Annotated in this window: 20 protein-coding genes and 1 pseudogene; 10 read left to right on the forward strand and 11 right to left on the reverse strand. The window is 69.4% G+C overall.

Translation table 11 applies throughout. The features are described 5' to 3' along the window. Positions 1–61: 61 nt before the first annotated feature. Positions 62–364, forward strand: coding sequence for a hypothetical protein (locus tag ACT86A_RS09005; RefSeq protein ID WP_445091546.1), 303 nt, complete (start codon positions 62–64; stop codon positions 362–364). Positions 365–369: 5 nt separating this feature from the next. Here ACT86A_RS09005 and ACT86A_RS09010 read toward each other — a convergent pair whose 3' ends face one another. Continuing rightward, on the reverse strand, positions 370–1,155 hold the full coding sequence (locus ACT86A_RS09010) for a class I SAM-dependent methyltransferase (RefSeq protein WP_445091547.1): 786 nt from the start codon (positions 1,153–1,155) through the stop codon (positions 370–372). Between the two features lie 131 nt (positions 1,156–1,286). Between ACT86A_RS09010 and ACT86A_RS09015 the strand changes: the two genes are divergently transcribed. Together ACT86A_RS09015 and ACT86A_RS09020 are read left to right on the forward strand one after the other, a co-directional pair. Further along, entirely contained in the window at positions 1,287–2,459 is a 1,173-nt protein-coding gene (locus tag ACT86A_RS09015) for a glycosyltransferase family 4 protein (protein ID WP_445091548.1), read from the forward strand. A gap of 163 nt (positions 2,460–2,622) precedes the next feature. Next, positions 2,623–2,730: pseudogene (locus ACT86A_RS09020) on the forward strand (MerR family DNA-binding transcriptional regulator); the annotation flags it as partial. A gap of 218 nt (positions 2,731–2,948) precedes the next feature. Here ACT86A_RS09020 and ACT86A_RS09025 read toward each other — a convergent pair. Continuing rightward, complete coding sequence (locus ACT86A_RS09025) at positions 2,949–5,090, reverse strand: MmpA family trehalose lipid delivery protein (protein WP_445091549.1); 2,142 nt, start codon at positions 5,088–5,090, stop codon at positions 2,949–2,951. Positions 5,091–5,615: 525 nt separating this feature from the next. On the opposite strand from ACT86A_RS09025, the gene ACT86A_RS09030 reads away from it, so the two are divergent. Next, positions 5,616–6,791, forward strand: coding sequence for a polysaccharide biosynthesis protein (locus tag ACT86A_RS09030; RefSeq protein WP_445091636.1), 1,176 nt, complete (start codon positions 5,616–5,618; stop codon positions 6,789–6,791). 279 nt (positions 6,792–7,070) lie between these two features. On the opposite strand, the gene pgfA is transcribed toward ACT86A_RS09030, so the two are convergent. Continuing rightward, positions 7,071–8,225, reverse strand: a complete 1,155-nt coding sequence (pgfA, locus tag ACT86A_RS09035; RefSeq protein ID WP_445091550.1) for a cell envelope lipid trafficking protein PgfA — start codon at positions 8,223–8,225, stop codon at positions 7,071–7,073. 203 nt (positions 8,226–8,428) lie between these two features. Here pgfA and ACT86A_RS09040 point away from each other — a divergent pair, with 203 nt between their 5' ends. Then, positions 8,429–9,601 (forward strand): acyltransferase family protein, encoded by a 1,173-nt coding sequence (locus ACT86A_RS09040; protein ID WP_445091637.1) that lies wholly within the window; start codon positions 8,429–8,431, stop codon positions 9,599–9,601. A gap of 77 nt (positions 9,602–9,678) precedes the next feature. Here the strand turns inward: ACT86A_RS09040 and ACT86A_RS09045 are convergent, their stop codons facing one another. The 4 genes from ACT86A_RS09045 to ACT86A_RS09060 all read right to left on the reverse strand — a co-directional run bounded on the left by ACT86A_RS09045 (position 9,679) and on the right by ACT86A_RS09060 (position 16,004). Continuing rightward, the gene (locus ACT86A_RS09045) at positions 9,679–14,046 is read right to left on the reverse strand and encodes an alpha-(1->3)-arabinofuranosyltransferase (protein WP_445091551.1); all 4,368 of its coding nucleotides are present in this window, start codon (positions 14,044–14,046) and stop codon (positions 9,679–9,681) included. Then, positions 14,027–14,197, reverse strand: coding sequence for a DUF2613 domain-containing protein (locus tag ACT86A_RS09050; RefSeq protein ID WP_084496880.1), 171 nt, complete (start codon positions 14,195–14,197; stop codon positions 14,027–14,029). The genes ACT86A_RS09045 and ACT86A_RS09050 overlap by 20 nt, the downstream gene beginning before the upstream one ends. Before the next feature lie 169 nt (positions 14,198–14,366). Further along, positions 14,367–15,461, reverse strand: a complete 1,095-nt coding sequence (locus tag ACT86A_RS09055) for an isochorismate synthase (protein WP_445091552.1) — start codon at positions 15,459–15,461, stop codon at positions 14,367–14,369. A 69-nt stretch (positions 15,462–15,530) separates the two neighbouring features. Next, positions 15,531–16,004: a universal stress protein gene (locus ACT86A_RS09060; RefSeq protein ID WP_445091553.1), complete on the reverse strand. Its 474-nt coding sequence runs from the start codon at positions 16,002–16,004 to the stop codon at positions 15,531–15,533. A gap of 199 nt (positions 16,005–16,203) precedes the next feature. Between ACT86A_RS09060 and ACT86A_RS09065 the strand changes: the two genes are divergently transcribed. The 3 genes from ACT86A_RS09065 (at position 16,204) to ACT86A_RS09075 (ending at position 19,462) form a co-directional block, all read left to right on the forward strand. After that, positions 16,204–17,373 (forward strand): glycoside hydrolase family 3 N-terminal domain-containing protein, encoded by a 1,170-nt coding sequence (locus ACT86A_RS09065; RefSeq protein ID WP_445091554.1) that lies wholly within the window; start codon positions 16,204–16,206, stop codon positions 17,371–17,373. A gap of 92 nt (positions 17,374–17,465) precedes the next feature. Further along, a complete protein-coding gene (locus tag ACT86A_RS09070; protein WP_445091555.1) occupies positions 17,466–18,065 on the forward strand; it encodes a TetR/AcrR family transcriptional regulator in 600 nt (199 codons plus the stop codon). Between the two features lie 110 nt (positions 18,066–18,175). Beyond that, the gene (locus ACT86A_RS09075) at positions 18,176–19,462 is read left to right on the forward strand and encodes a DUF5685 family protein (RefSeq protein ID WP_445091556.1); all 1,287 of its coding nucleotides are present in this window, start codon (positions 18,176–18,178) and stop codon (positions 19,460–19,462) included. Between the two features lie 173 nt (positions 19,463–19,635). Here ACT86A_RS09075 and ACT86A_RS09080 read toward each other — a convergent pair whose 3' ends face one another. Further along, positions 19,636–20,523, reverse strand: coding sequence for a MaoC/PaaZ C-terminal domain-containing protein (locus ACT86A_RS09080; RefSeq protein WP_445091557.1), 888 nt, complete (start codon positions 20,521–20,523; stop codon positions 19,636–19,638). Next, positions 20,523–21,896, reverse strand: a complete 1,374-nt coding sequence (locus ACT86A_RS09085) for a 3-oxoacyl-ACP reductase (protein ID WP_445091558.1) — start codon at positions 21,894–21,896, stop codon at positions 20,523–20,525. The genes ACT86A_RS09080 and ACT86A_RS09085 overlap by 1 nt, the downstream gene beginning before the upstream one ends. A gap of 208 nt (positions 21,897–22,104) precedes the next feature. Between ACT86A_RS09085 and ACT86A_RS09090 the strand changes: the two genes are divergently transcribed. Both ACT86A_RS09090 and ACT86A_RS09095 read left to right on the forward strand, forming a co-directional pair. Then, complete coding sequence (locus ACT86A_RS09090; RefSeq protein WP_445091559.1) at positions 22,105–23,427, forward strand: acetyl-CoA C-acetyltransferase; 1,323 nt, start codon at positions 22,105–22,107, stop codon at positions 23,425–23,427. A 374-nt stretch (positions 23,428–23,801) separates the two neighbouring features. Further along, complete coding sequence (locus tag ACT86A_RS09095) at positions 23,802–24,266, forward strand: DoxX family protein (RefSeq protein WP_445091560.1); 465 nt, start codon at positions 23,802–23,804, stop codon at positions 24,264–24,266. 158 nt (positions 24,267–24,424) lie between these two features. Here the strand turns inward: ACT86A_RS09095 and ACT86A_RS09100 are convergent, their stop codons facing one another. Further along, positions 24,425–24,616, reverse strand: a complete 192-nt coding sequence (locus ACT86A_RS09100; RefSeq protein ID WP_445091638.1) for a VOC family protein — start codon at positions 24,614–24,616, stop codon at positions 24,425–24,427. Then, complete coding sequence (locus tag ACT86A_RS09105) at positions 24,613–24,828, reverse strand: hypothetical protein (RefSeq protein ID WP_445091641.1); 216 nt, start codon at positions 24,826–24,828, stop codon at positions 24,613–24,615. The genes ACT86A_RS09100 and ACT86A_RS09105 overlap by 4 nt, the downstream gene beginning before the upstream one ends. Between the last annotated feature and the right edge of the window lie 55 nt (positions 24,829–24,883).

Below are 24,883 nucleotides of genomic sequence, written 5' to 3' on the forward strand. Positions count from 1 at the left end.
GGAGCGACAGATCAGCTCGCTCTATTCACCCACCGATTCCGCAAACTGGGGAGTCCGAGTCATGGCGGTGCAAGTGATCGGCCGGTCGCTGATGACCAGTGACCAAACCGAGCATCAGGCGAAGAGTGTCGGCAGCGGCGGCTGGGTGGTCTCGTTCCTACCCGGCCGCACCCTCACGATCGAGCAGGCGACCGCGGCTATCCAGGCCGCCGAGGCCGTCGCCGCGGTAGGAATGCTAGCCGACCTGGTCGGTTTGACCACGCTCGAGACGGTCGGGTTGGCGATCCGGGAGTCCCCGTGGGGTGAGCCCGTGCACGCGTCGTGCGGCAAGCGGAACTGGCGTCGCGGATGGCTGGAGTCTTAGGTCAGCTAACTTTTGGTTGCCACAACGACCAGATTGCTCACGAGTAACTCCCGCACCACTGGTATCCGCACGAGCCACCATGCCCAGCGCGGGTGGTAGCGCGGGAACACCGTGTGAACCTCGGCTGGAGTGCTTGCCGCCCAACGCAGTCCGTCCGCGGCGCGCACCGCGAACAGCGACGTGCCGAACCGGTTCTTCGGTTCCCGCCCGTGCTTGCGCCGATACCGGCGCGCGGCGTAGGCACCGCCGAGGTAGTGCCACGGCCCGGTCTCGTGTCCGCCGAACGGGCCGTGCCACACCGTGTACGACAGCACGATCAGTCCACCGGGCCGGGTCACTCGCACCATCTCGTCGGCCATCACCCACGGCTTCGCCACGTGCTCGGCGACGTTCGACGAGAAGCAGATGTCGACGGCGCTGTCGCGCAACGGCAACGCCATCCCGGACCCGCGAACCGCGCCGGCCACCGAAAGTCCCGCCGCGTGCATTTCCGACGGATCCGGCTCCACCGGGATGTAGCGCGCTCCAGTGCGGACGAACTCGTCCGCGAAGTAGCCCGGTCCGCCGCCGACATCGAGAATCGTCGCGCCGTCCAGCGATCGGCCGGTAAGATCGGCGTAGAAATCAGCGATCATGGCCGCGCTGTCGGCGGCCAGGCCGCCGTAGAACAGCGCCGGATCGGTCTGCTCGAACCGGAAACTGCCGAGCAGTCGCAGCGACCGGCGCAACGTGGCCCGCCGGGCGAACCTGGTCGAGTCGTTGCGCACGGGCGTTGTTTCGGCTTTGAGCACGGCGCCGAGTTTCGCACAACCCTGATCGTCGCCATATTGCGCGGGTGCTCGGCTAGGGTGTAGCGCGACATCCGACGATCCCACCGGGACCACTACTGCCGGGACTACTACTGACCGAGAGAAGCTTCACCGTGCGCGAAGTCCTCCTGCTCTGCTGGCGTGACACCGGGCACCCGCAGGGCGGCGGCAGCGAGCGGTATCTCGAGCAGGTCGGCGGGCAGCTCGCGGCACGCGGGGTCAAGGTCACCCTGCGCACCGCCCGCTATCCGGGCGCGGCGCGGCGCGAACGCGTCAACGGCATCGACGTCAGCCGGGCGGGCGGACGCTACACCGTGTATCCGCGGGCGCTGGCCGCTCTCCTGCTCGCGCGGGTCGGCCTCGGCCCACTGCGTGGCGTGCGCCCGGACGCGGTGATCGATACCCAGAACGGCATCCCGTTCTTCGCCGCGGTCGTCACCCGGGCACCCTCGGTGGTGCTGGTGCACCACGGCCACCGTGAGCAGTGGCCGGTAGCCGGCCGGCTGGTCGGCCGGATCGGCTGGTGGATCGAGTCCCGGCTGTCGCCGCGTGTGCACCGAGACAATCAATATCTGACCGTCTCGTTGCCTTCGGCCGAGGAATTGGCCACGCTCGGTGTAGACCGTTCACGAATCGCGGTGGTCCGCAACGGAGCTGAACCGGTTCCAGCCGACGCGCCGACGGGTGCCGCGCAAACCCGCAATGATGTGCCGACCGTCGTGGTGCTCTCCCGCCTGGTGCCGCACAAGCAAATCGAGGACGCGCTCGCCGCCGTCGCCCGGCTTCGCGCCCGCATTCCGGGGCTGCGGCTCGACGTGATCGGCGACGGTTGGTGGGCGGACAACCTGCGGCACAGCGCAAGCGCGCTCGGCATCGCCGACGCCGTCACCTTCCACGGCCACGTGGACGAACGTCGCAAACACGAACTGCTTTCCCGCGCATGGGTGCACGTGCTGCCTTCGCGCAAGGAGGGTTGGGGCCTGGCGGTGATCGAGGCGGCCCAGCACGGCGTGCCGACCGTCGGCTATCGCAGTTCGCGCGGGCTCACCGATTCCATCGTCGACGGCGCCACCGGCATCCTGGTGGACGATGTCGCGCAATTGTCCGATGCCGTCGGCGAGCTGCTGGACGACCCGGGCGCCCGCACGGTCATGGGGGAGAAGGCCCGCGCCCGCGCCCGCGAATTCTCTTGGGAGCAGACCGGAAACGGGGTCTACGAAGTGCTGGCCGCGGCTGCCGGAGCCGAGCATACGAGCGGGTTGATCGCGCCACGGACGGTGGGGTGAACTGTTGCCGCTCGCGCGGGCCGAGGCGCCCGCCGGCTCGGCGCGGTAGCCGGCATCCTCATGCCGAAGCGGCCCGTCTCGCGTAGGGCTCTGCCCGGAGTACATCCAGGACCAGGGAGAGTTCGGTGATGCCGTTGTCGGCGAGGAAGTGGCCCGCACCGGGGTGAGTGCGCGCGCCCTGCGGCACTACGAGGACAAAGGGCTGCTGGTGCCGGAGCGTGACGCGAACGGGTACCGGCATTACGACGAGTCCGCCGTCGCCGTGGTCGCGCAGATCCGGGTCATGCTCGGAGCGGGACTGAACGCCGCTGCCATCCGGCGGTACCTGGACTGTGTGCGCACCGGCGAGCACGGCGTCAGCGTCGACATGTGCCCCCGCCCTCCGCAACGAGCTCGACCGTATCGCCGCGCAGCAGATGGCGCTGGGGGCGACGCGGCGCAGGCTGGACGCGCTGAGGGCGGCGTGACAGCGAGCGCCGGCGACGTGCGTCAGTTCCGCGGTCTGCGCTGGGATCGGGCTCGTGTGCCGAGGGCGGTGAGTGGGCCCGCGACGAGGAGCGTTCCCCACAGCACGTGGGCCGCGGCGGCGACGGAGCGATCCGTGGTCGTCGGCCGGCCGCGCTCGATGACACCGGGCACGCGATACAGCGCGAGGTCGGCGTCCTCGTAGACCCGTTCCACTCGGGCGAGGGCCGAGGCGGATTCGCCGAGCGGCCCGGGAGTGGTTCGTTCGACGAGGACCCAGCCCACTCCGAGACGGGCCAGGTCTGCGGCGGAACCGCCCGCGAGCAGCAGGGTCTCCACTTCCCGTGCGCGGGTGCCTTCGCCGGACACGGTACGTCCACGCACGGGCAGCTCGCCGGTCTGCAGAACGTCGTTGGGCAGCATGCGCGGCGCCGGGTCGAGAACCGGGGCGGCACCGCTGTAGCGGAACTTGCGGAACATCCCGCCGGGCAGCACCGCGATGTCGCCCGGGCCGTCGATCCGTTCGGCGACCTGCTGCCAACCGGCGGGATAGTGCGACGGGCGGACAGCTCCACCGGCGCCCCAGGCGAGGTCGTAGAGCGGCAGTACGAGAAGCGCCACGAATGCTGTGGCGATCGTGGTCGTCACCGCTGCGGGCGCAGTCGCGGGACGGGCCGCGGAGGCGCTGCGGCGTGCGGAAGTAAGCAGCCGGGCCGTCACCGTGCATCCCGCCGCCGCGCAGAGGGCATAGGCGGGCATGGCCAGGGCCGCGTATTTCTGGGTGTCTCGCAGCAGACCCGCGCCGGGCACGTGGGCGACCAGCCATTCCATTGCGTGCATACCCCCGCCCGTCGCGCCGAGGGCGGGGAACAGGATCGCGACCGCCGCGAGCACCAGCAGAGCCCGGCGGACGTGGCGGTTGTCCAGATCGCGGTTGTCCAGATCACAGCCGCTGGTGGCCACCGCACGCACACCCAGCGCGACGATCGCCAGCAGCGCCAGGGTGCCGAGCGCGGCCAGCGGTGTGGTGCGCGAATCCGGCACCGCCTCGGCGTTCCAGATTCCGCCGAGCCCGGCCAGGCTGCCCAGCGTGCCGAGACCGGGCTCCGCACGCGCGGCGAAGGCCGCGATGCCCGCGGGATCGGACGGCTCGGTAGCGGCGCCGGACAGCGCCGTCGCGGCGAGCCATGGCGCGGAGGCGGCCAGCCAGAGCACGAGCGTCGCGGTGAGTTGACGTCGATGGACCAGAGCGAAGGCGGTCGCGCCCGCCAGCAGCGCTCCGGTCGGTGTGAGGCCCGCGGCGGCGAGTGATCCGGCCAGGGCCGCCCAGGCGGACAGGGTCGGGACCTGCCCGTTCGATGCCGCTGCGACGATGCGCTGATGCCACGGGCTTTTGTCCGACCTGCGGTTCGATGCGCAGCTGCGGGGTCGCTGCTCGATATCCACCGGCGCGGCTTCGCTGTGGCGATCGCAGGCGGGTGTGCCCAGCGGCGGTTCCGCTCGGGCGGTCGGTCCGGCCGGCGTGCGGGGCCTGGTGGTGTCGCTCGGCACGACTGCGCCGAGTCGAGCGGAGGTGCCGAGCGTAACCAGCGGTGGTTGGACTCGGGCGGCGGTCTCGGACGGCTCGGCCTCCGGTGATCCCGTCGTGGCGCTCGAGGCCTCTACCAGGAAGTTCGACCGCATTCGCCGATGTCGTCGCGCGGTGGCCGTCGTTCGGAGGTGATAGGCGGCCAGCGCTGTCCACGGGAGCGCGGCATAGCCTGTCAGCAGGCTCCAGTGCCCCTGGAGTAGGCGCTCGGCCACGTAGGGGTTCCACAGCGCGACGGTCGCGGCGACCAGTTGCGGCCCCAGCGAGGCGTGCAGCAGCTCCCGCGCGAGCGTTGCCGCCCCGTAGGCCGCGGCCCACAGCGCGACGACCAGAATCGCCTTGACCAGCAGCCCGCCGTCGACGAACGTCGAAAGCACGGCCAGCAACGCGTCCTGCGGCACCGCCCGCGGCGCCGCGTCACCCAACCCGAGCGCCGAGTCGGTCCGATAGCTGCGCGGCGTGCTGACCGCATCCCGCAACAGCAGGTATCCCGGCCCCAGCAGCGGCCCGGCCACGAGCAGCGCCCCAGCCGCGCTGTATCCCGCGGCCAGCACTCGATCCCGATGGCTCGCACCCACGCCTGAGCACTGTACGTCCCGAACGCCGCCGCAGCGGACCCGAGCGGCGACGATCGCGCCTGGTTTGCGCTTCACACGGCAGGTTTGTGCCGATCTCGCCGTGCTCAGGACGGTGGTTCGGCTGCGGATCGGGCCCGAATCGGCGTCTGCCGCATGCTGGTCGGACGCTTCTCGTGGCGGATCGGTGAGACCTCGATCGGCTCGAGCCGAACTGCCAGGACGCCGAACTACCAGGACGCCGAACTACCAGGACGCCGAGGTCACGCGGTATCGTGTGTCGGGCGTTATCGAGCGGCAGTCGCTCTCGCGCCGACGAGTGGCTTGCGACAACATGACAACCGACTTCGTGAGCGCCTGGGTAACTCGCCGGGTACGCCAAAACGTGGGTGGAACCAACGCAGGACCTGAGCGCACACTTCCGTCACCCGACTGGTACGGCCTGAATACCCGGAGAGGCGGGGGAACGTGCCTACTGTCCGTCGGTTCCTTGCGGTGGCGGATCTGACCTGGGTCACGGCCGGGGCGATGACCGCCAACGTGGCCGGGTATCTGTTGCAACTGCTGGCTGGACGGTGGCTGGGGGTCAGTGGGTACAGCGAGTTCGCGAGTCTGCTCGCGGCGCAACTGCTGTGCGCGGTGCCCGCGCTGGCCCTGCAGAACGTGGTGGCTCGGGAGTTGGTTCGCGGCGCGCGCGTCGCGGCGTTGCGTGGCTTGCAGTGGCGGTGCGCGCTGATCGTCGCGGTGGTGGCGGCGGTATTGGTGCCGCTGGTAGCCCGCACGCTGAACGTCGGTGTCGTCGCCACCGCGGCGGCGCTGGGCGCCGCGCCGGCGCTGGTGCTGCTGGCCGGTGAGCAAGGGGTTCTGCAGGGCAGCAAGCGGTTTCGGGCGCTGGGGACGGTACTCGGGGTCGCGGGGATCGCCCGGGTCACGCCGGCGCTCGTGGTCATGGCGCTGGGCGGCGGCGCCACGCTCGCGCTGTGGGCCGCTGCCTGCGGTATCGCGGTGGCGGCCCTATTGGGCCGGGTGGTGGCCGGTTCACCGTCCACGACGTCGCGTCCCGGAATCGAGACGGGCGAGGTTGCCGTGGGTATGGGAGTGTTTCCGGTGCTGCGGGCGGCCCAAGTGCAAGCGGCGCTGATGGCGTTGTCGTCGGCGGATCTGATCGTGGTCCGGATCGTGCTCGACGACGTGGCCGCCAGCCGCTACGCGCTCGGCACCATCGCCACCAAGATCGCGTTCTGGCTGCCGCAGGCGGTGGGGGTTGTGCTGTATCCGCGGATGGCGCAGCCGACGCATTCGGCGGGCGCGATCCGCGCCGCTCTGGCCGTGCTCAGCGGCATCGGTTTCGTCGCGGTGCTCGGGGCCGTGGTCGCCGCCCCGCTGGCTCCCCTGCTCGCGGGCCAGGACTATGCCCCGATCCAGGGCCTGCTGTGGCTGTTCGCGCTGCACGGAGCAGTGCTGGCGGTGCTGCAAGGCGCTGTGCTGTCGGCCATCGCCGTCGACCGCACCTCGCTCGCGCTGCTCACCTGGCTCGGGCTGGCGGTCGAAGTCACGCTGATGCTGGCTTTGGCGCGCTCGATCCCGGCGCTGATCACCACGGCCGTGTCCGTTGCGGCCACGACCACCCTGCTGGTCGCCATCATCGTCTTGCGCGCGGCCGACAGTACGACACGGCCGGAGCCGCTGCGCCCGGTCGGCTGATGGACCACCGCCCACGGTCATGCCCACCCGTGTCGTCTACGGTGACCACCGGCTGGCTTCTGAGATAATCACCTCGCGCGGAGCGCACTTCGACGGCGAGCCCGCTGATCGGGGCTTCGGTCGCTGCGTGGGGCTGCGCGTCCCGGGCGCGGGCACGATACTGCTGTACCAACCGCGCCACCCCATCGCGTATCCGCTCGCCGACGCCGGCGCCTGAGTCCCACGAATGAATTCGGCTCCCCCGCGCAGAGCGGAGGAGCCGAATTGTGCTCAGCCGGATCAGGGCTGCTTCTGGATCCGGATCTGCTCGGTGGGCGCGTCGTCGGCGCCGTGACCACCCACACGCCGGGGTGCGGCGCCGCCGCTCGGACGCCGCCCCGGGGCGCCGCCGGAGCGCGCGGGCACCGGGGCCGACCCACCGCGGACACCCAGGAATACACCGGCGATCAGCGCGATCACGCCGAGGACGCCGAGGACGATCGGCAGGATCCGGCCGTACAGCGACAGCTTGTCGATGTTCTTCTTGGCTACCGCGATCTGCGACTCGACGGTGTTCTCATCGAACACGATGTGCGACTTCAGCGCGGTGACCTCGGGCTTGTCCGCGGTGCGCGAGTAGTACAGGTGCAGTTGCTCGCCGCCCTTGACCACCGTGCCGGTTTGCGGCTCGACCCACAGGTCACGGGTGTTGGTGTAGTACCGGGTCATGGTCACCGGCGAGTCGCCGCCTTCGACGCCCCACTTGGCGGCGGGCAGGCTCAGCCGGTTGGTCGGCGCCTGCACCACGTCCCACAGGCTGGTGGCGGGCACCGACATCTGGAAGTGGTAGACCTTCATGCTGTTGATCTCGGTCTCTTCGATGAAGTTGGCGTCGAAGGTCTTGCGCACGTTGAGATCGAAGTAAGGGTAGGTCTTCTTCTCGGTGCCGATCGGGAACCGGTATTGCAGGCCGGTGTGCTGCACCGGGTCGGCGATGCTCTCGCCTTGCTTGGTGGTGGTGACCGCGATGGAGCCGTTGGGTTCGGTATCGATCGGCATGCCGGTCACCCGGTCGATGGTGACCCGGTCGATGGCGGCGGTGAGCAGGCCGGTGTCGCCCTGCTTATCGATACGCCGCAGCGTCTGGCCCGCCTGCACCGTCATCTTCTCGGCGTCGGCCGGTTCCTCGACGGTGAGGAACCGTTGCGAGACCAGCGGGACGTTGGTGTCGACTTTGGCCGAACCCTCCGGCGCCGTCAGCGACTTGGAGTCGAGTACCAGACTGTCCTCACCTGGTTGATTCGTCGCTATCGTAGTGATTTCGAGATCGAGGGGAGTCTTCGCCAGTTTGCCGACGGTGTAGGTCGGTATCATCAGCGCGGCGACGATCAGCAACGCGCCGAGACCCACGAGCAGGCAGGCCACCGTCCTTCTGGTACCGGCACTCAGTGCCATGCAAACTCTCCTCGTCGTCGAACACAGGGTCGTTCCGGCGAGCCCACAGGCGGCCCGCGGCACTCATGAGCCCCGACACTAACAGTCCGATGTCGTACTATGCGGCGTCGAGGCTCGAAACGGCCGAGAAATCGCACGAGTCCAGCGCGGGATCCGAAACGCCTGGTTACCAACTGGGTATCGGCAAGGCAGACTGGAACCCGATGACCGCGACGCTGCCTACCACCGCACCCGCGACCGAACGCATCCGCCCGCGGGCGTTCGTTCCCGCGCTGGAAGGTATGCGCGCAATGGCCGCGCTCGGCGTCCTGCTGACGCACGTCGCCTTCCAGACCGGAGCCTCGGGCACTCCGGTTATCGGGCGGGTGTGGGGACGGTTCGACATGGCGGTCGCGGTGTTCTTCGCGCTGTCCGGATTCCTGCTCTGGCGCCCACACGCCGCGGCGGCACGTGGGCTCGACAGTGCCCCGCCGACCGGCTACTACCTGCGACACCGCGCAGCGCGCATCTTGCCCGCCTACTGGGTTGTGGTCTGCGCCGTCTTGGTGCTGCTGCCCGGTGCGGCGGGGACCGCGGGCCTGCGCGTGTGGGTGTCGAATCTCGCGCTGCTACAGGTTTTCGTGCCGCTGACCTTGACCGATGGGCTGACCCAGATGTGGAGCCTTTCGGTTGAGGTCGCCTTCTATCTGGTGTTGCCGTTGCTGGCCTTCGCACTGGTTCGATTGCGCGGCGGGGTGGCACGTTTGCGGGCCCCGGTACTGCTCGCCGTGGCACTGATCAGTCTCTGCTGGAACTTCCTTCCGGTCCCGACGCCGGACGCCATCCATGCCGACAACTGGCTGCCCGGTTATGTGCCGTGGTTCGCCGCGGGAATGCTGCTCGCCGAACTCGCCGAACAGAGCGTGCGGCTGTCGCGGTGGTGGAAGATCGCGGCGAACCAGCCGCTGATGTGGATGGTGGCGACGGTCGCGTTCCTGCTCGCCGCCACCGATCTGGCCGGTCCCGCGGGGCTGACGCGAGCCGAGCCCTGGCAGTACGTGGTGAAGATGGGCTTGGGCGCGATCATCGGGTTCACCTTGCTCGCGCCATTGGTGCTGCGAGACCCGGCGGCACGGGCGCACCGCTGGCTGGAATCGCCGGTCGCCGCGACACTAGGGCGCTGGTCCTACGGCATCTTCATCTGGCACCTCGCGGTGCTGACGATCGTGTTCCCTGTGTTCGGCATCCTGCCGTTCTCCGGGGACTTCGGCTACGTCCTGGTCCTCACGATCGCCATCACCCTTCCGGTCGCCGCAGCCAGCTACGCGCTGGTCGAGGAGCCGGTGCGGCGCTGGGTCCGCAAGCGGGATGCGGTGCGGCGCGACGCACAGCCCTGAGCGGCGGGAAGCGGGGTCAGCCGTCCAGTTGCCGGTGCATGTCCAGCAGGTGGTGGCGCAGTGTGTTGCGGTAGTCGTCAGCAGGTCGGTCGGCGGGCGGTGTCGTCCCCGGAGCCGGTTGACCGCCCCGTGCGTTGCTGATCTTCTCCGCGCGTGGGCAGTGCCGCGACCCCGACTGCGATGATCGCGAGCAGCGCCGGCAGTTGCACCAGCAGCGACCCGCCCATATATCCGTCGGGCGAGCGCCACGGGCCGGTGGACAGCGCGGCGGCGGACAGCACGGTGCCCACTCCCGCGGTCACGACGAGTGCTTTGGGAGCCACGCGCGGCCTGAAATGCGTTGCGGCCAAGGCGAGGATGGTAGCGGCGGCGCCTAGCGGGCCCGCGATGATCGTGGTCGCGCCGGTCAACCCGACCGCGCCCATCCATCTCCTGCCCCAAGCGCTCGGCGCCGATTTTTCGTGCGAAATCTGTTGTGCAGCAGTATTTTTCGAATCAGAGCTGGCTTGCTGGGCGCCGCCGTTCTCGGTTTTGCGGTCGCGACGCGGGATGGCGAGCGCGGCGAGCGGCACGAGCAACAGCAGGCCGCCGAAGATGCCGAGGCGGTACCAGCGGTCGACCGGGAACGAGATGGTGATCGGGCCGGTGGCGTCAGCGGGCAGCAGCCAGGCTTGCTTCCAGCCGTCGACCACGACCGGTTCGAGGACCCGCCCCGCCGCGGTGGTTGCCTGCCAGCCGACGTTGGTGCTCAGGGGCAGCACCAGCAGCCGTGTTCCCGCATCCGACCGGGGTGCTGTGGATGCGTTTGTCCCGACGCGGTCCAAGCGCAAACGGTCCACGACGAACAGATCCGTCGGCCCGGCCGATACGTCGACCCGGCCCTGTGGCAGTGCGAACTCGCCCGGCGACTGGTCTGATTCGGTGCAGATACGAGCGGAAACCGGTGCGCCGGAACGCAATTCGCCGACCGTGGCGGTGACGGTGGTGGGCAGGACCCGGCCGCCGACCTCGATCGTCGGACCCGAGCCGCACGGGACGGTGAGCTCGCGGTCCAGCGGCGCCGGCTCGGGGTAATCCGGTCCGAGCACCGTCACCTCCGCCAGACCCGGCGGTTGGGTCTGCGCGAATCCGAGCGCGGTCTGATCCAGCACCGGTCGCCAGGTGCGCATACTGAGCTCGATCCGGTCGGTCACAGTGGGATGCACATCGATGCGCACCGGCCGGCCCGGCTCGGTTTCGTCCAGCTCCCGCACCTGCGGGCCATCGCCGAGATTCACCGTCACGGACGTCGGCGCCGCGGGCAGGCCGCCGAGCGATGGGGTCAGCGCCAAACCGGTCACCAGCGCGGGTTCGGGCAGCTCGAGCGTCAGTGTCGGCCTGCCTGCGGTCGGATCGCGGACCGAGTCCTCCGGCGCGGTCCAGCTCGTGCGCGGATCGCCATCGGTCGCGGCGAAGGCGGCCCCGCGCAGGTCGCCCACGTCGGCCTTGCCTCTGGCCACCGGGCGGTCGCGATCAGTCAGCAGCGCTTCCAGTGCGGGCCCCTGCCTGGTCCGGACGGTCAGATCCGGACGGACCGTCATCGCCTCCGGGGCGACGAGTGTGCGCTGGAACGTTCCCGGTTCCTCCGGCGCCAACGCCAGGCCCTTGCTGCACCGCACCCGGTCAGGCGCGTCGAAACAGGCGCTGCGACCGGGGAATTCCTGGCCCAGATCCCACCCGCGCACCGGCGTGCCCACCGGGGGTGGCGGCAACACCGTCCGATGACGGATGTCGACGCGGACCGGCGCGTCACGTTCGGAGTAGTCGGTCAGGGCGAGCTCGCTGATGCCGAATTGCCCTCCGCTGGAACCCCCTTCGGTGCGAATGGCGGTGATGGTCAGCCAGTCGGTCGTACCCGCGGGCAGCGAAACCGAAACCGGCGCACCGGGTTCGGTCACCCGGACCGAGACGGTGCCGTTGGCGGTGCGCACCTCGATCCACTTGACCGGGTCGCCGATCGCGGCCGAGCTGGTGGTCAGGTTCAGCTGCCCGGCCTTGACCGGCCGATCGAGGTCGAGCCGAAGCCACTGGCCGAGCGCGCGTTCGGTGCCGTTGCTGATCCACGCGGTGGCGGGATCGCCGTCGACGGCGGCGGCGGTCGAACTTCCCGGTGCCGCGCCGCCGAGCTGGGTGGCGTCCGCGGCCGAACTGGACGCGGTGATCGTCGCACCCGACCATTCGCCGCGCACCAGCTCGGCGCCGGGCACCGGGTAGTCGGAGACCAGGTTGTGCGTACGGCGCGCGTCGTCGGGAGCGCGCAGCGCCGAATTATGGTTGTCCACCCGGCCGAAATCGGCTTCGCGATCCATCGGGGTGTCGGTGACCGTCACCGGGACGATCGGCAGACCGGCTCGAATCGCGTCGGCGGCCAGCAGTGTGGGCGTCCCGGCCGCATTGTCGCGGTGCAAACGTTCGAGTACTTCCGGGCCGCCCTGCACGACCGGAACGTCGCCGAGTGGGACGGTGTACGCGCCGGGGAACGCTTCCGGTGCGCCGGTGCCGCCGCGCACCTCGGCGGGCGTTCCCGTACCCCGGGTGTCCACCCGGTATATCTCGATCGCGGGGTACGGCGGGCGCAGATCGCCGTCGGCTACCAGGCCGTCGGCAATCACGAGCGATTCGATCGGCGCGCCGAACTCGGCGACCTTACGCAGCCCCGGCGAGCCGTCGAGTGCTTGGTGGGCCAGCATCGGCCGGGTCGAGCGCGACGTTTCCGGGTCCAGGTCGTTGCGCAGCACCACGATGCCGATGCCCTGTGCGGCGAGTGTCGGCGCCAGCCCGGTCGAGGGCCTGCCGTCCGCGATCAGCCGCTGCACCGAATCCATCGCTCGGATGGTGCCAGGCGGGTTGAGCGGGACCGCGTCGCGAATGGCCCAGGGCGTCTCGGCCAGCGCTTGGAGTGGTTCGTCGCGGGTCAGCCCCCAGATCTGGCTGCCGAACGGGGCGCCGGGCACCACCAAGGCGCGGGTGTCGGCGGCATTGTGCCGCAGCCAGTCCGCGGTCTGCTGCCAGTACGCGGGCACTCGGTCGTAGGCGCCGCGCGGCGCGAGTTTGCCGGTCCAGGCCAGCGACGTGGACAGGGCCAGCGCGGTCAGAATCAGCGCCGCGACCGCGACCGCCCGATTGCGCTCCGGATGGGCGAACGCGCCGCGCCAGACCGGCATCGGCACCGACGCCGGCAGTGGCACCCGAGCCAGCAGCTGAGCCAGCCCGAGCGCGAGCGGCAGGCGGATCAGCGGCTCCAGCTTGTGCACGTTGCGCAGCGCAGCGCCGCCGGAATCCAGGAAGACGCGCACCGACTCGGCGAACGGCCCGCTCAGTTCGCCTACGAAACCCGCGCAGATGCCGACCAGCCCGACGCACAGAATCAGTGCGAGCCTGCCTCGATACGGCATGGACCGCAGGGCCAGGCCCGCCATGCCGGCCGCCGCGACCAGGCCGGTCGCCAGTACCGCCGCCGGCTGGGTCACCAGCACCGCACCCGCGATGCGTTCCGGCGAGACGAACGGCGTCCAGCTGTCGGTACCGCGCAGCACCTCGCCGAGCGAGGCCCACTGCGTGGTCACGCCCGAGGATTCGATGTAGTCCAGGAACGGCGGACTCACCTTGCCGAGCAGCAGCAGCGGCACCGCCCACCAGAATGTCGCGAGGACGAGCAGGGGAATCCACACGACGGTGAAGCGCCACCAGCGCCGGTTCGGTCGGTAGCAGCCCCACCACAGCAGCGCGGGCAGGAACGCGGCCACGGTCGCCACCGCATTGACCGAACCCATCAGGGCCAGGGCAAACGCGCTGCCGGCGGGCGATGTGGCGGCGCTGCGCCGCCTTTCCCGCGGTGCGATGCCGAGGGCGGCTGGTGCGAGCAGTACCCACGGGGCCAGCATCATCGGCAGTGTCTCCGAGGAGATCGAGCCGAGCGTGGTCAGCACTCGCGGTGCCAACGTGAACGCGATCGCCGCGACCACGCGCGACCCGCGCGTGCCGATGCCGAGCGTCTCGCACAGCCGGACGATTCCCCAGAATCCGGCCAGCAGCAGCAACGCCCACCAGATCCGCTGGGTCGCCCAGGCGGGCACGCCCAGCACCTGGCCCAGCGAGAAGAACGCGCCGTGCGGAAAGAAGTATCCGTAGGCCTGGTTCTGCACCTGGCCCATGGGTGCCTGGCTACTCCACAGATGGCTCGCGCGTGCCAGGAAGCCGAGCGGATTCTGGGCCAGGTCGTATTTCGTGTCGGCGACCGTGCGTCCGGGCGCCTGCGTGAAAGTCAGCAGGAAGGCCGCGACGACCGTCGCGGCGAACCAGCCTCTACCGAGCGGCGCGGTGCTCTGCTGCCCGGGCGCCGCGGAGGATCCACGCGAGTCGGCCGGTGCGGGGGAGGTCAGCGGGTCAGCGGCTGCCGTACTCAACGTTGTTCAGCAGCGAGGAGTCTTTGTCGCCGCTGCGATCGATCTCGGGTCGCGTGTTCTGCTGCACGGCCATGGTGATGAGCAGCACACCGATGACGCCCAGCACAGCGCCCGCGACCGCACTCGCGACACCAGGGACAGCAAACTTCATCGCGGCACTCCAATACGTCGAGGCGGGCACGTTCTGGCCAACCTAGCAGGGCGTCCGGTGTTCCTCTGTGCTCAGGCCGCGCAATCCCCGACGACGTGTCCACTGGATCGGCACCGAGAACGCTGGACCAGCAGTGACCGCCGCGCACAGCCGACCGCGATCACGGCGATCAGTGTGCGGGTAGGGCGCAGTGCAGCGCGCCGAGCAGGGTGCGCAGCTTCGCGGTGGTCTCCGCCAGCTCCGCCTGCGGGTCGGACGCCGCGACGATGCCGCCGCCCGCGTACGCGTGCAGCGTGCGACCATCCGCGGAGAGCTCCGCGCTGCGGATCGCGACCAGCCAGCTGCCGTCGCCGTGCGCGTCGCACCAGCCGACGGCTCCGCCGTAGAACCCGCGGTCTTCCTCGAGGTGCGTGATGGTGTCCAGGGCGAGCGCGGTCGGCGTGCCGCAGACCGCGGGCGTCGGGTGCAGCAGCAAAGCCAGGTCGAGCGCGGTGATCGTGGTGTCACGCAGGCGTCCGGTGATCGGCGTCGCCAGGTGCCACACCTCATGCGTGCTGATCAGTTCCGGGCTGTCCGGAATGGACAGCTCGGCGCAGATCGGGGCGAGGCGCTCCCTGATCCAGTCGATCACGAACGCGTGCTCCGCGCGGTTCTTGGTGCTGGCCAGCAGTTCTCGGGCCTGCGCGGCGTCGGCCTGCGGCTCGGGCAGCCGCGGCAGGGTGCCCGCCAGCGGCCGCAGCGTCACGGTGTCGCCCTCCCGGGCGATCAGCACTTCCGGTGTGGCCCCGACCAGCGTCGCCCCGGCGCGCCCCGCGGGCGTCAGGTCGACGGCGAACACGTTCGCGTGCGGATGTCTGGTCAGCAGATGTCCCGCGACCAGTTCCGGGTCGAGCGGGTATTCCGCCTCCGCCAGCACCGACCGCGCCGCGACGACCTTGCGCAGCGACTGCGCGGGATCGTTGAGCTGCTCGACCAGTTTCGTCACGCGCGCAACATGTTCTGCTGAGCTGGGTATTTCGGCCACCACCCGGACCGCGGGCAGATCCGGCAGCGCAGCGGGCCGCCACGGTCCTGCCGTGTGCTCGGCCCGCTCGGGCACGGTCAAGGCGGCGGGCCTGCGCGGATCGAAGGGCAGCGCACCCACGACCAGTTCGGCGCTGCCATTACGTAGCGCCGCCGCCGCCTGCCGCGCGTCATCGAAGACGGCTCGGCTCCCGTACCCCCGAACAACCCCGTCGGCCCGAGCAAGCAGGAACCCATCCATGGCACCCAACCTAATCCCCGCCATTCGGTCCGATCGCTGTCGAGCGATCCAAATCTCACCAGTGGCGGGTCAGGGATTCTTGCCGGGCGGGACGAGCAGGACGGGGCGGTGGCAATGCTTGAGAACGGCGTCGGCGACGCTGCTGTGCAGCAGCGCGCGGATACCGGTGGCGCCGCGAGTGCCCGCGACGATGATGTCTACGTCGAGCTCGTCGGCACAGTCGACGATGGCGTTCCAGATGGTCGTGCCGCATTCGGCGGTGCGCGCCTCGGCGTTCAGGCCGGCCAGCTCGGCCAGCAGCAGTCCCTCGGCATTGATGGCTCGGGCGTCGGCGTAGGCGATGTCCTCGATCTCGTCGTCGGGCAGCCATTCCGGTTGCATGACACCCGACAGTCCGGCCAGGCGGGCGGCCTGACGCACCATCGGCTCCCACGCGGTCAGCACGACGGCTCGATTCGCGTTGAGGAACCGCCCGGCGTATTCGATGGCCCGCTTCGCGTTCTCGGAGCCGTCGTAGGCGATGAGCATCAGATCGCAGGGCACGGTGACCTCCTGAGACGCCACGCACGGTGACACCCCGAGACTACCCCGCTCGGCCTCCCGTAATCCGCGTCTGGACACCGTTCTGACCTGTACGAACGCACCAGCGCCGCGGTTGGAGCCGATCGTCGCAGGCGCTGCCGGCGAGATTCGGATCGAGCGGTTGTGGTCGTCCACGCCGCGGCGAGTACGGTTGATCCCTATGCGGAAGACGCCTCTGCTCGTCCTCGCCGTTCTCGCCACCATCGCGACCGCCTGCTCCAGCAGCGGTTCCTCCCAGTCGGCGCCACCGGGCACCGCGACCACCACCGCACCGAATGCCACGAGTGTCGCGGTTCCGGTCACGTCGCAGGCGCCACCGGATTGCGCTGCCGGATACCTCGCGCAGTTCAGCACCCGCCAGAAACTGGCCCAGTTGCTGACGGTTGGCGTTACCGGGGCGGCCGACGCGACGAACGTGGTGCGCAACGAACAGATCGGCGGCATCTTCGTGGGCGGCTGGACCGAGCAGGCGCTGCTCGCGTCAGGCGAGATCGCTGAGGTCAAGCAGGCGGCCAAGGTGCCACTGATAGTGACCATCGATGAGGAGGGCGGCCGGGTCTCGCGGGTTCGCGACCTGATCGGGGCGGCGCCGTCCGCGCGGGTGACGGCGCAGACCATGACCCCTGAGCAGTTCTACAGCGCGACGCTGACCAGGGGACGCGCACTGAAGGACCTCGGCGTGACGGTGGACTTCGCCCCTGATGTCGACGTCAGCTCCCAACCCGACGACTCGGTCATCGGTGACCGCTCCTTCTCCGATGACCCCGCTGTGGTCACCCGGTACGCGGACGCCTACATCCGGGCCATGCGGGAAGTCGGCGTCGGAACGGTGATGAAGCACTTCCCCGGTCACGGATCCGGCTCCGGTGACTCGCACACCGGCGCGGTGCGTACCCCGCCGCTGGCGCAGCTGCAGACCGTGGACCTGGTGCCGTTCCGGCAGCTGATCGATTCCGGTGCCGGCGTCATGGTCGGCCACCTGGACGTGCCCGGCCTGACCACCCCGAATGTGCCGGCCAGCATCAGTCCCGAGGCGATGGCGCTGCTGCGCGAGGGCCGTGGCTACGGCGCCGCGCCGTTCCAGGGACCGATCTTCACCGACGATCTGGGTGGAATGGCAGCCATCACCAGCCGGATGTCGATTGAGGACGCGGTTGAGGCCGCGCTGGTCGCCGGGGCCGACAGCGCCCTGTGGATCACCACCGACGCGGTGGGGCAGGTGCTCGACCGGTTGGAGCAGGCGGTCGCGGCCGGGCGCCTGCCGATGGCGCAGGTGGACGCGTCGGTGCTGCGGCTGGCCGCTTTCAAGGGTGCGTTGCCGCACTGCTGAGGCGCGGGCGAGCCGGGCGCATCGCGAGCAAATCGGACCGCCGGAACTTACCTTGGAGTAAGATGTGAGTTTCACCGGTGGTAGGAGTGTGGATGGCGGGCGGAACGAAGAGGCTTCCGCGGGCAGTACGCGAGCAGCAAATGCTCGATGCCGCGGTGGAGATCTTCTCGCGCAAAGGCTTCCACGACACGTCGATGGACGCGATCGCCGCCGAGGCCAAGATCTCGAAGCCGATGCTGTACCTGTACTACGGCTCCAAGGACGAACTGTTCCGCGCCTGCATCCAGCGCGAGGGGTTGCGCTTCATCGAATCCGTGGCCCCGGCGGGCAACCCGTTGTTGTCACCGCATGAGCAGGTCCGTACCGCACTGGAGGGGTTCCTCGGTTTCGTCGACCGCAATCGCCGCTCCTGGCAGGTGCTCTACCGGCAGGCCATCGGCCAGCAGACGTTCGCGTCGGAGATCGAGAACGCGCGCGAGCGCGTCATCGAATTGACCGCCAAGCTGCTGGAGTCCAGCGCCAAGCACGCCGAGCCGGGAACGAACTTCGATGTCGTCGCGGTCGCCGTGATCGGCGCGGGCGAGGCGATTGCCGACCGGTTGGCCAGCGGACGGATCGAGGTCGCCGAAGCCGTCAACCTCCTGGACGACCTCGCGTGGCGCGGTCTGGCAGGCCGTAAGAAGACCGATTAGCCCGGGTTTCGCCCAGCCCGGTTGCTTCCGCGCCGCCCTCCTGCCAAAGTGCCTGAGTTCGACTAATGCGGACCGGCTCCATCCATCGAGCCGGGAGAAACGGGGCGGAAGTGTTCGGGTTGCTCAGGCCGTGTGCGCACGGCGCTCAGAAGTACGGAATCGATGCGGACGCGTGGCGCGCGCACCTGTGCGGGTTGTGTCTCGGGCTGCGGGATGGGCACGGACAGCTCGCCCGCGCCACCACCAACAAGGACGCACTGGTGCTGAACATGCTCACCGAGGCGCAGTCCGGTTCCGCGGCGCGCACCACGGCGGCGCCGTGCCCGCTGCGTGGAATGCGGCGTGCGTCGGTGGCCACTGCGGACTCACCCGGCGTGCAGCTGGCTACCACCGCCTCGTTGCTCTTGGCGGCGGCCAAGATTCGGGACCACGTGGACGACGGCGAGGTCGGCCCGTTCGCTCGCAGGCCGCTGGCGAAGGCCGCCACGCAGTGGGCGGCGCAGGCGCGCGCGAGCGCGGAGCGAATCGGTTTCGAGGTCGAACCACTCGTCGCTGCCCTCGAGGCTCAGGTGCGACTGGAACGCGACGCGAAAGAGCTTGTAGCCGTGAGCAGTTCGACCATGCCCGTGGCGCGCCCGAGCGGGTTCGTGCCCGACTCGCTTGCCGCGTCACCGTATTGGCGCTCGGCAATGGCGCCATCCGCCGACCCACTCGACCGGCTGACCGCGCCCACCCAGCTCTGCGCGGCGGAATTCTTCGCCCACACGGCCGTGCTGGCCGACCGCCCGGACAATATAGAGGCATTGCGCGAGGCGGGTTGGCAATTCGGCAGAATCGCACACCTGGCCGACGCGGTGGCCGATTATGAGGACGACTCCGCCAGGGGCCGGTTCAACCCGCTAGCCGCTACCGGAACCACGATGCCCGAGGCCTACGACCTACTGCGGCAATCGAATTCGAGCCTGCGCGCGGCCGTCGCCGCAGCCGAACTGAGCCGGGTGCCGACCGTGCGCTGGATGCTGCTGGACCCACTGACCTCGGTGCTGCGCGGGCTCGGCACCGGCGTCGGGGCTCTTGTCGCACACACCTGCGCGGTATCGCGGGAAACCGACCGACTGCCGCATGCCGACGTCCGCGCCCATGTACGCGGAACCGGTCACCGTCCGCCCACCCGCCGCCCCGGCCTGGGTGAATCCCTCGCGCTCATCCTGGGCGCCTACTGCACCGGGTACGCATGCTGCGCCGATCACACCCAGCCCTGCACCGGTGAACGTAAAGACGCCTGGATCAAGAATTGCGAATGTGATGATTGCTGTGATTGTGGCAACTGCGATTGTGGCTGCTGCGATTGCGGTGACTGCGGCTGCTGCGATTGTGACTGCGGCTGCGACTGCTGACCAGGGACGCCGTCACCGCAATCGCGGCGGCCAACTGCTTGCTGTCCGCCCGGTTCCGCCCTAACTCCACGGCCCGCACGGGCTGCCCGATAGCAGACCGTCGCGCTGGAACCGCTGAAATGCGCAATGCCGCATCCTGATTCGCGAAAACCGGGATGCGGCTGGCGGATCGCTCAGCGAAGGGACGCGGTCAGGTACGGATACCCCTTCGTCGGGTGGCGCAGCGCCAGATCCCACCCGCCTACGACCTGGTCGGCATACACGTTCACGGTGGCGGGCAGCAGAATCGGCTTGCCGAACTTGACCGAATACGTGGTCTGCTCCGGAACGCGGCCCTCGACCGAGCCGAGGATCGTCGCCGCCGACCACATGCCGTGCGCGATCGACCTCGGGAATCCGAATACCTTGGCGCCCAAGGCGGACGTGTGAATCGGATTGTGGTCTCCGGACGCGGCCGCGTACCGGGTGATCGTCTTCTGGTCCGCCCGCAATGTGCGCAGCGGCGGGGGCGGCACCTCGTCCGGCTTCGGCTCCTCCTTCGCCTCGCCCGACAGCGAGGTGCGCTGCAGGTGCAGGAACGTGGTGACCTGGCGCCACACCAGCTCACGCCCCACCCGCACCTCGCTGATCGCGTCGACGAGCAGACCCTTCGGATGCTCGCGCAGATTCTCGATGTGCGTGCTGATGTCCAGCGGCTCGCTCACCGAGATGTCGCGCGTGCGTTCGATGACATTCTGTGCGTGCACCGCGCCCACCGCGACGAATGGGAAGTCCCGTGCCACGACCAATTGCATGGCAAGCGGGAAGGTGAGGATGAACGGGTAGGTCAGCGGCAACGCGTCACCGAATCGCAGACCGGTCGCCCGGCAATAGGCGGCCAGGTGATCCGGGTCGACCCGCAGACCGTCGAGTCGAACGATCCGGTCCGGCAGGGTCGGCTTGCGCGCCGCCAGCAGTGGCACCGCGCCGAGCGCCGCTTCGGCGAACAGGCGGTTGTTGTTCGGCAGTTCGGTGAGCGCGATCACCTGGGTCTGTTCCCCCGCCGCTGCGCCGTGGGCCATCATGCGCCGATCAGGCTCTGCCCGCAGACCCGAACGACGTTGCCGGTCACCGCGTTCGAGGCCGGGCTCGCGAAGTAGGCGATGGTCTCGGCGACGTCGACGGTCCGGCCGCCCTGCTGCAACGAACTCATCAGCCGGCCCGCCTCACGCGTGGCCAGTGGGATGGCCGCGGTCATCGCGGTCTCGATGAAACCGGGCGCGACGGCGTTGATGGTGATGTTCTGCTCGGCCAGCTTCGGCGCCTCGGCCGCGACCATGCCGATGACGCCCGCCTTGGACGCGCCGTAGTTGGTCTGTCCGCGGTTGCCCGCGATGCCCGCGATCGAGGACACGTCGATCACGCGACCGCCCGCTTTCAGCGCGCCACGGGCCACCAGGCCTTCGGTAATGCGGTGCGGTGCAGCGAGATTCACGGTGAGCACCGCGTTCCAGCGCCCCTCGTCCATGTTCGCCAGCAGCTTGTCGCGGGTGATGCCGGCATTGTGCACGATGATGTCGATGCCGCCGAAGCGCTGGGTGGCGAATTCGGCCAGTTTCTCGGCGGCGTCGGGAGCGGTCACGTCGAGCGCGAGTGCGGTGCCGCCGACCTTGTTCGCGGTCCGCGACAGCGCCTCGCCCGCCGCCGGGATGTCGGCCACGATCACCTGGGCGCCATCGCGGGCGAATACCTCGGCGATGGTCGCGCCGATCCCGCGCGCCGCGCCGGTGACCACGGCGACCTTGCCCGCCAGCGGGCGGTCCCAGTCGGCGGGGGCGGTGGCGTCGTCCTTGCCGACGCGAATGACCTGGCCGTCGACGAACGCCGACTTGGCCGAGAGCAGGAAGCGCAGCGTCGATTCGAGGCCGGTCGCGGCCGCCGGAGCCTCCGGATGCAGGTACACCAGCTGGGCAGTCGCGCCGCGCCGCAATTCCTTGGCCAGCGAGCGGGTGAAGCCCTCCAGCGCGCGCTGCGCGATCTGCTCTTCCACGCCGGCGGCCAACTCGGGCGTGGTCGCGATGACCACGACGCGCCCGGACGGAGCGATACTGCGCATGGCGGGCTGGAAGAACTCGAACAGCTGAGTGAGATCTTCGATGGTGCCGATGCCGGTGGCATCGAAAACCAGTGCGCCGTACTTGGTTTCGGCGCTGAGCGCGTCGGCGAAGGTGTAGTCCGACAGCAGTGCGCGAACCGGCTCGGCGAGGCGGCCCTTGCCGCCGATCAGCACCGGACCCGGCAGCGGCGACTGCCCCTTGACGTAGCGGCGCAGGATCTCCGGCCGCGGCAGACCGAGCTTGCCGGCCAGGAACGCGCCGGGAGCGGAGTGGACGAACGATCCGTAGAGATTGGGAGCACCCTTGCTCTTGCTGGCTCTGCTCTTGCTGGCTGCCACTATTCCCACCTTTTCTGAGTTCTTTCTCTCGGATTGGAGGTCGCCCCGGCGTGGCCTGCTAGCGCACTATTGCGGGGTATGTGTCGACAACAAACTTACTCCAGAGTAAGTTTGTTGTAAACAACCGCGACGTGCGCCGATCCGCGTGGAAGCCGCCACGCTGAACCGGGCCGCCGGGACACCCATCCACGAGACCTTGGAGACTCGAGTGACCAGCACAGTCAGTTCGTCCAAGAGCACCGCCCCGACCGGCAGAGCCACCCGCCCGGTCGCGATCGTGGGCGGCAACCGGATTCCGTTCGCCCGCTCGGACAAGGCGTACGCACACGCATCCAACCAGGACATGTTCACCGCCGCGCTGGATGGACTGGTCAGCCGTTTCGGCCTGCAGGGCGAACGGCTGGGCATGGTCGCCGGCGGCGCAGTGCTCAAGCGCGTCGGCGAGCACAGCCTGATCCGGGAAAGCGTGCTCGGCAGCAAACTCAGCCCCTACACCCCCGCGCACGATCTGCAGTTGGCGTGCGGCACCGGCCTCCAGGCGATCGTCACCGTCGGCGACGCGATCGCCGCGGGTCGCATCGAGGCAGGGGTCGGCGGCGGCGTCGACACCACCTCCGACGCCCCGATCGGCGTCAGCGAAAGCCTGCGCGAGTGGATGCTCGACGCCAACCGCGCCAAGACCACCATGGACCGCGTGAAGCTGGTCAGCCAGCTGCGACCGAGCATGCTCGGCATCGAGATCCCCCGCAACGCAGAGCCGCGCACCGGGTTGTCGATGGGTGAGCACGCCGCCATCACCGCCAAGGAGTTCGGCATCCCGCGCGAGGCGCAGGACGAGCTGGCCTACCTGTCGCACAAGAATATGGCGGCCGCCTACGACCGCGGTTTCTTCGACGACCTGATCACGCCGTTCCTGGGTCTGACCCGGGACGACAATCTGCGGCCGAACTCCTCGATCGAGAAGCTGGCCACGCTGAAGCCGGTCTTCGGTGTCAAGGCGGGCGGGGCGACCATGACCGCGGGCAACTCCACCCCGCTGACCGACGGCGCCTCCGCGGTGCTGCTGTCCAGCGAGGAATGGGCCGCCGAGCGCAAGCTGCCGCTGCTGGCGCACCTGGTCGACAGCGAGGTCGCCGCCGTCGACTACATCCACGGCCCCGACGGCCTGCTGATGGCGCCCACCTACGCGGTTCCGCGCCTACTCGCCCGCAACGGCCTGACCCTGCAGGACTTCGACTACTACGAGATCCACGAAGCCTTCGCCTCGGTGGTGCTGGCCACCCTGGCCGCCTGGGAGTCCGACGCCTACTGCAAGGAGCGCCTCGGCCTCGACGGTGCCCTCGGCTCGATCGACCGCAGCAAACTCAACGTCAACGGCTCGTCGCTCGCCGCGGGTCACCCGTTCGCCGCCACCGGCGGCCGCATCGTCGCCGCCGCCGCGAAGCAGTTGGCGCAACAGGGTTCCGGCCGCACGCTGATCTCTATCTGCGCCGCGGGCGGCCAGGGCGTGGTCGCCATCCTGGAGCGCTGACGGCGGTCGCCCACGCGAGGGTAGCCGGACCGGAATTCCGCTCCGGCTACCCTCTTTTCGAGCTGAGCGCAGCGAACCCGGCCCTGCGTCCGCAAGGTCCCACCAGTTGCGCGCGCGTGCCGCGGCCTGCGCAAGCGGCTCGAAGCCGCGGCCACGAGAAGTGCGGCTTCGCCGTTGTACCGAAATCCGTCCATTCGCCCAGCCATGTGTGCTGATCGCGCTGTCGTACGTATACCGGTCGGATGTCCGAGCGAAGCGGTGCGGAGACGACCCCCTACCGGCGCACTCGCCGGTACGCTCGGTTGCCGTATCGGGCGACGATATCTGGGAGACGAGTGCCGATGGTGGAAACGCGACGGTGGTCGTGGCCGCGGATGCTCGGCGCGGACGGCCCGGCGTCGGTGATCTGCATCCGGGTGGCGGTGGGCCTGGTGTTCCTCAGCGAGGGGATCCAGAAGTTCCTGTACCCGGACAAGCTGGGGCCAGGCCGCTTCGACAAGATCGGGATACCGGCGGCGACGTTTTTCGCCAATCTCGACGGCGTTGTCGAAATCGCCTGCGGTGCCTTGATTATCGTCGGTCTGCTAACCCGGTTGGCGGCGGTGCCGCTGCTGATCGATATCAGTCTGGCGATCGCGCTGACCAAGCTGCGTGAGCTGCGCCCCGGCGGTTTCCAAGGCGTGCAGGGTTTCTGGGGCATGGCCCACGACGCCCGCACCGATTTCGCGATGCTGCTCGGACTGATCTTCCTGCTGTGGGCCGGACCCGGCCGCTGGTCGCTGGATGCCGCGATCACGCAGCCCACTCAATCCGCGCGCAGCAAGGCCATGAATCCGTAGTCCATGTACGGCTGCATCGTGCGACCACAACCTGTTGCCTGAGCCGCTGTTGGGTGGTGAGTTTTGCGGGGCACGCTGGCGCGTATGGTGCATGCGGTTTCAGCAAATCTTGCGCATGCCGGCGGTCGGCGGGCGGTTCGGCGTTTTGTGACGCAGTCTCAGGCATGGTCGAAGTGCAGTCGATTCTTCGACACCGGGAGCGGCTCGTGGTGGGCGAATAGCAACACCGGCCCACGGCAATCGGGTGGACCAATGCGTATCGAGGCGGTGAAGTTCTCCAAGCGAACATAGCCGAGCAGTCGTCCCCAGAAGTCGGCGAGTCGAGTCGGGTCCTGCGAGTCGATCGTCACACAGTCGATCCGTGCCGTGGTGTGTTCACCCGTCGAAGCTTCCATTGCTGTGGACGGTAGCTGACGTCCGAGCGAATCATGTTGTCGGACAAGCCCGCCGCGCAACGGGCGAGGACAAACCCTGCGAGCAGGTCGGTCTCGAACCGCTCGATCTCCTCCGGGCCCGCTGGCGCACGCATCTCGCGCAGATCCCGCACGACCGACAACCCCACCACGCCTCCTGGCCTTCAACTTCACCGCTGGAGCATCATCCAACGCGAGACTGGC

This window comes from Nocardia glycosmidis (genome assembly GCF_052545115.1).

Excerpts from the sequence above, each read along its gene's own strand:
- ACT86A_RS09030 (WP_445091636.1), top strand. The coding sequence starts at position 5,616 with ATGACCGCCAACGTGGCCGGGTATCTGTTGCAACTGCTGGCTGGACGG.
- ACT86A_RS09065 (WP_445091554.1), top strand. The coding sequence starts at position 16,204 with ATGCGGAAGACGCCTCTGCTCGTCCTCGCCGTTCTCGCCACCATCGCG.
- ACT86A_RS09070 (WP_445091555.1), top strand. The coding sequence starts at position 17,466 with ATGGCGGGCGGAACGAAGAGGCTTCCGCGGGCAGTACGCGAGCAGCAA.
- ACT86A_RS09050 (WP_084496880.1), bottom strand. The coding sequence starts at position 14,197 with ATGAAGTTTGCTGTCCCTGGTGTCGCGAGTGCGGTCGCGGGCGCTGTG.
- pgfA (WP_445091550.1), bottom strand. The coding sequence starts at position 8,225 with ATGGCACTGAGTGCCGGTACCAGAAGGACGGTGGCCTGCCTGCTCGTG.
- ACT86A_RS09080 (WP_445091557.1), bottom strand. The coding sequence starts at position 20,523 with ATGGCCCACGGCGCAGCGGCGGGGGAACAGACCCAGGTGATCGCGCTC.
- ACT86A_RS09040 (WP_445091637.1), top strand. The coding sequence starts at position 8,429 with ATGACCGCGACGCTGCCTACCACCGCACCCGCGACCGAACGCATCCGC.
- ACT86A_RS09095 (WP_445091560.1), top strand. The coding sequence starts at position 23,802 with ATGCTCGGCGCGGACGGCCCGGCGTCGGTGATCTGCATCCGGGTGGCG.
- ACT86A_RS09055 (WP_445091552.1), bottom strand. The coding sequence starts at position 15,461 with ATGGATGGGTTCCTGCTTGCTCGGGCCGACGGGGTTGTTCGGGGGTAC.
- ACT86A_RS09005 (WP_445091546.1), top strand. The coding sequence starts at position 62 with ATGGCGGTGCAAGTGATCGGCCGGTCGCTGATGACCAGTGACCAAACC.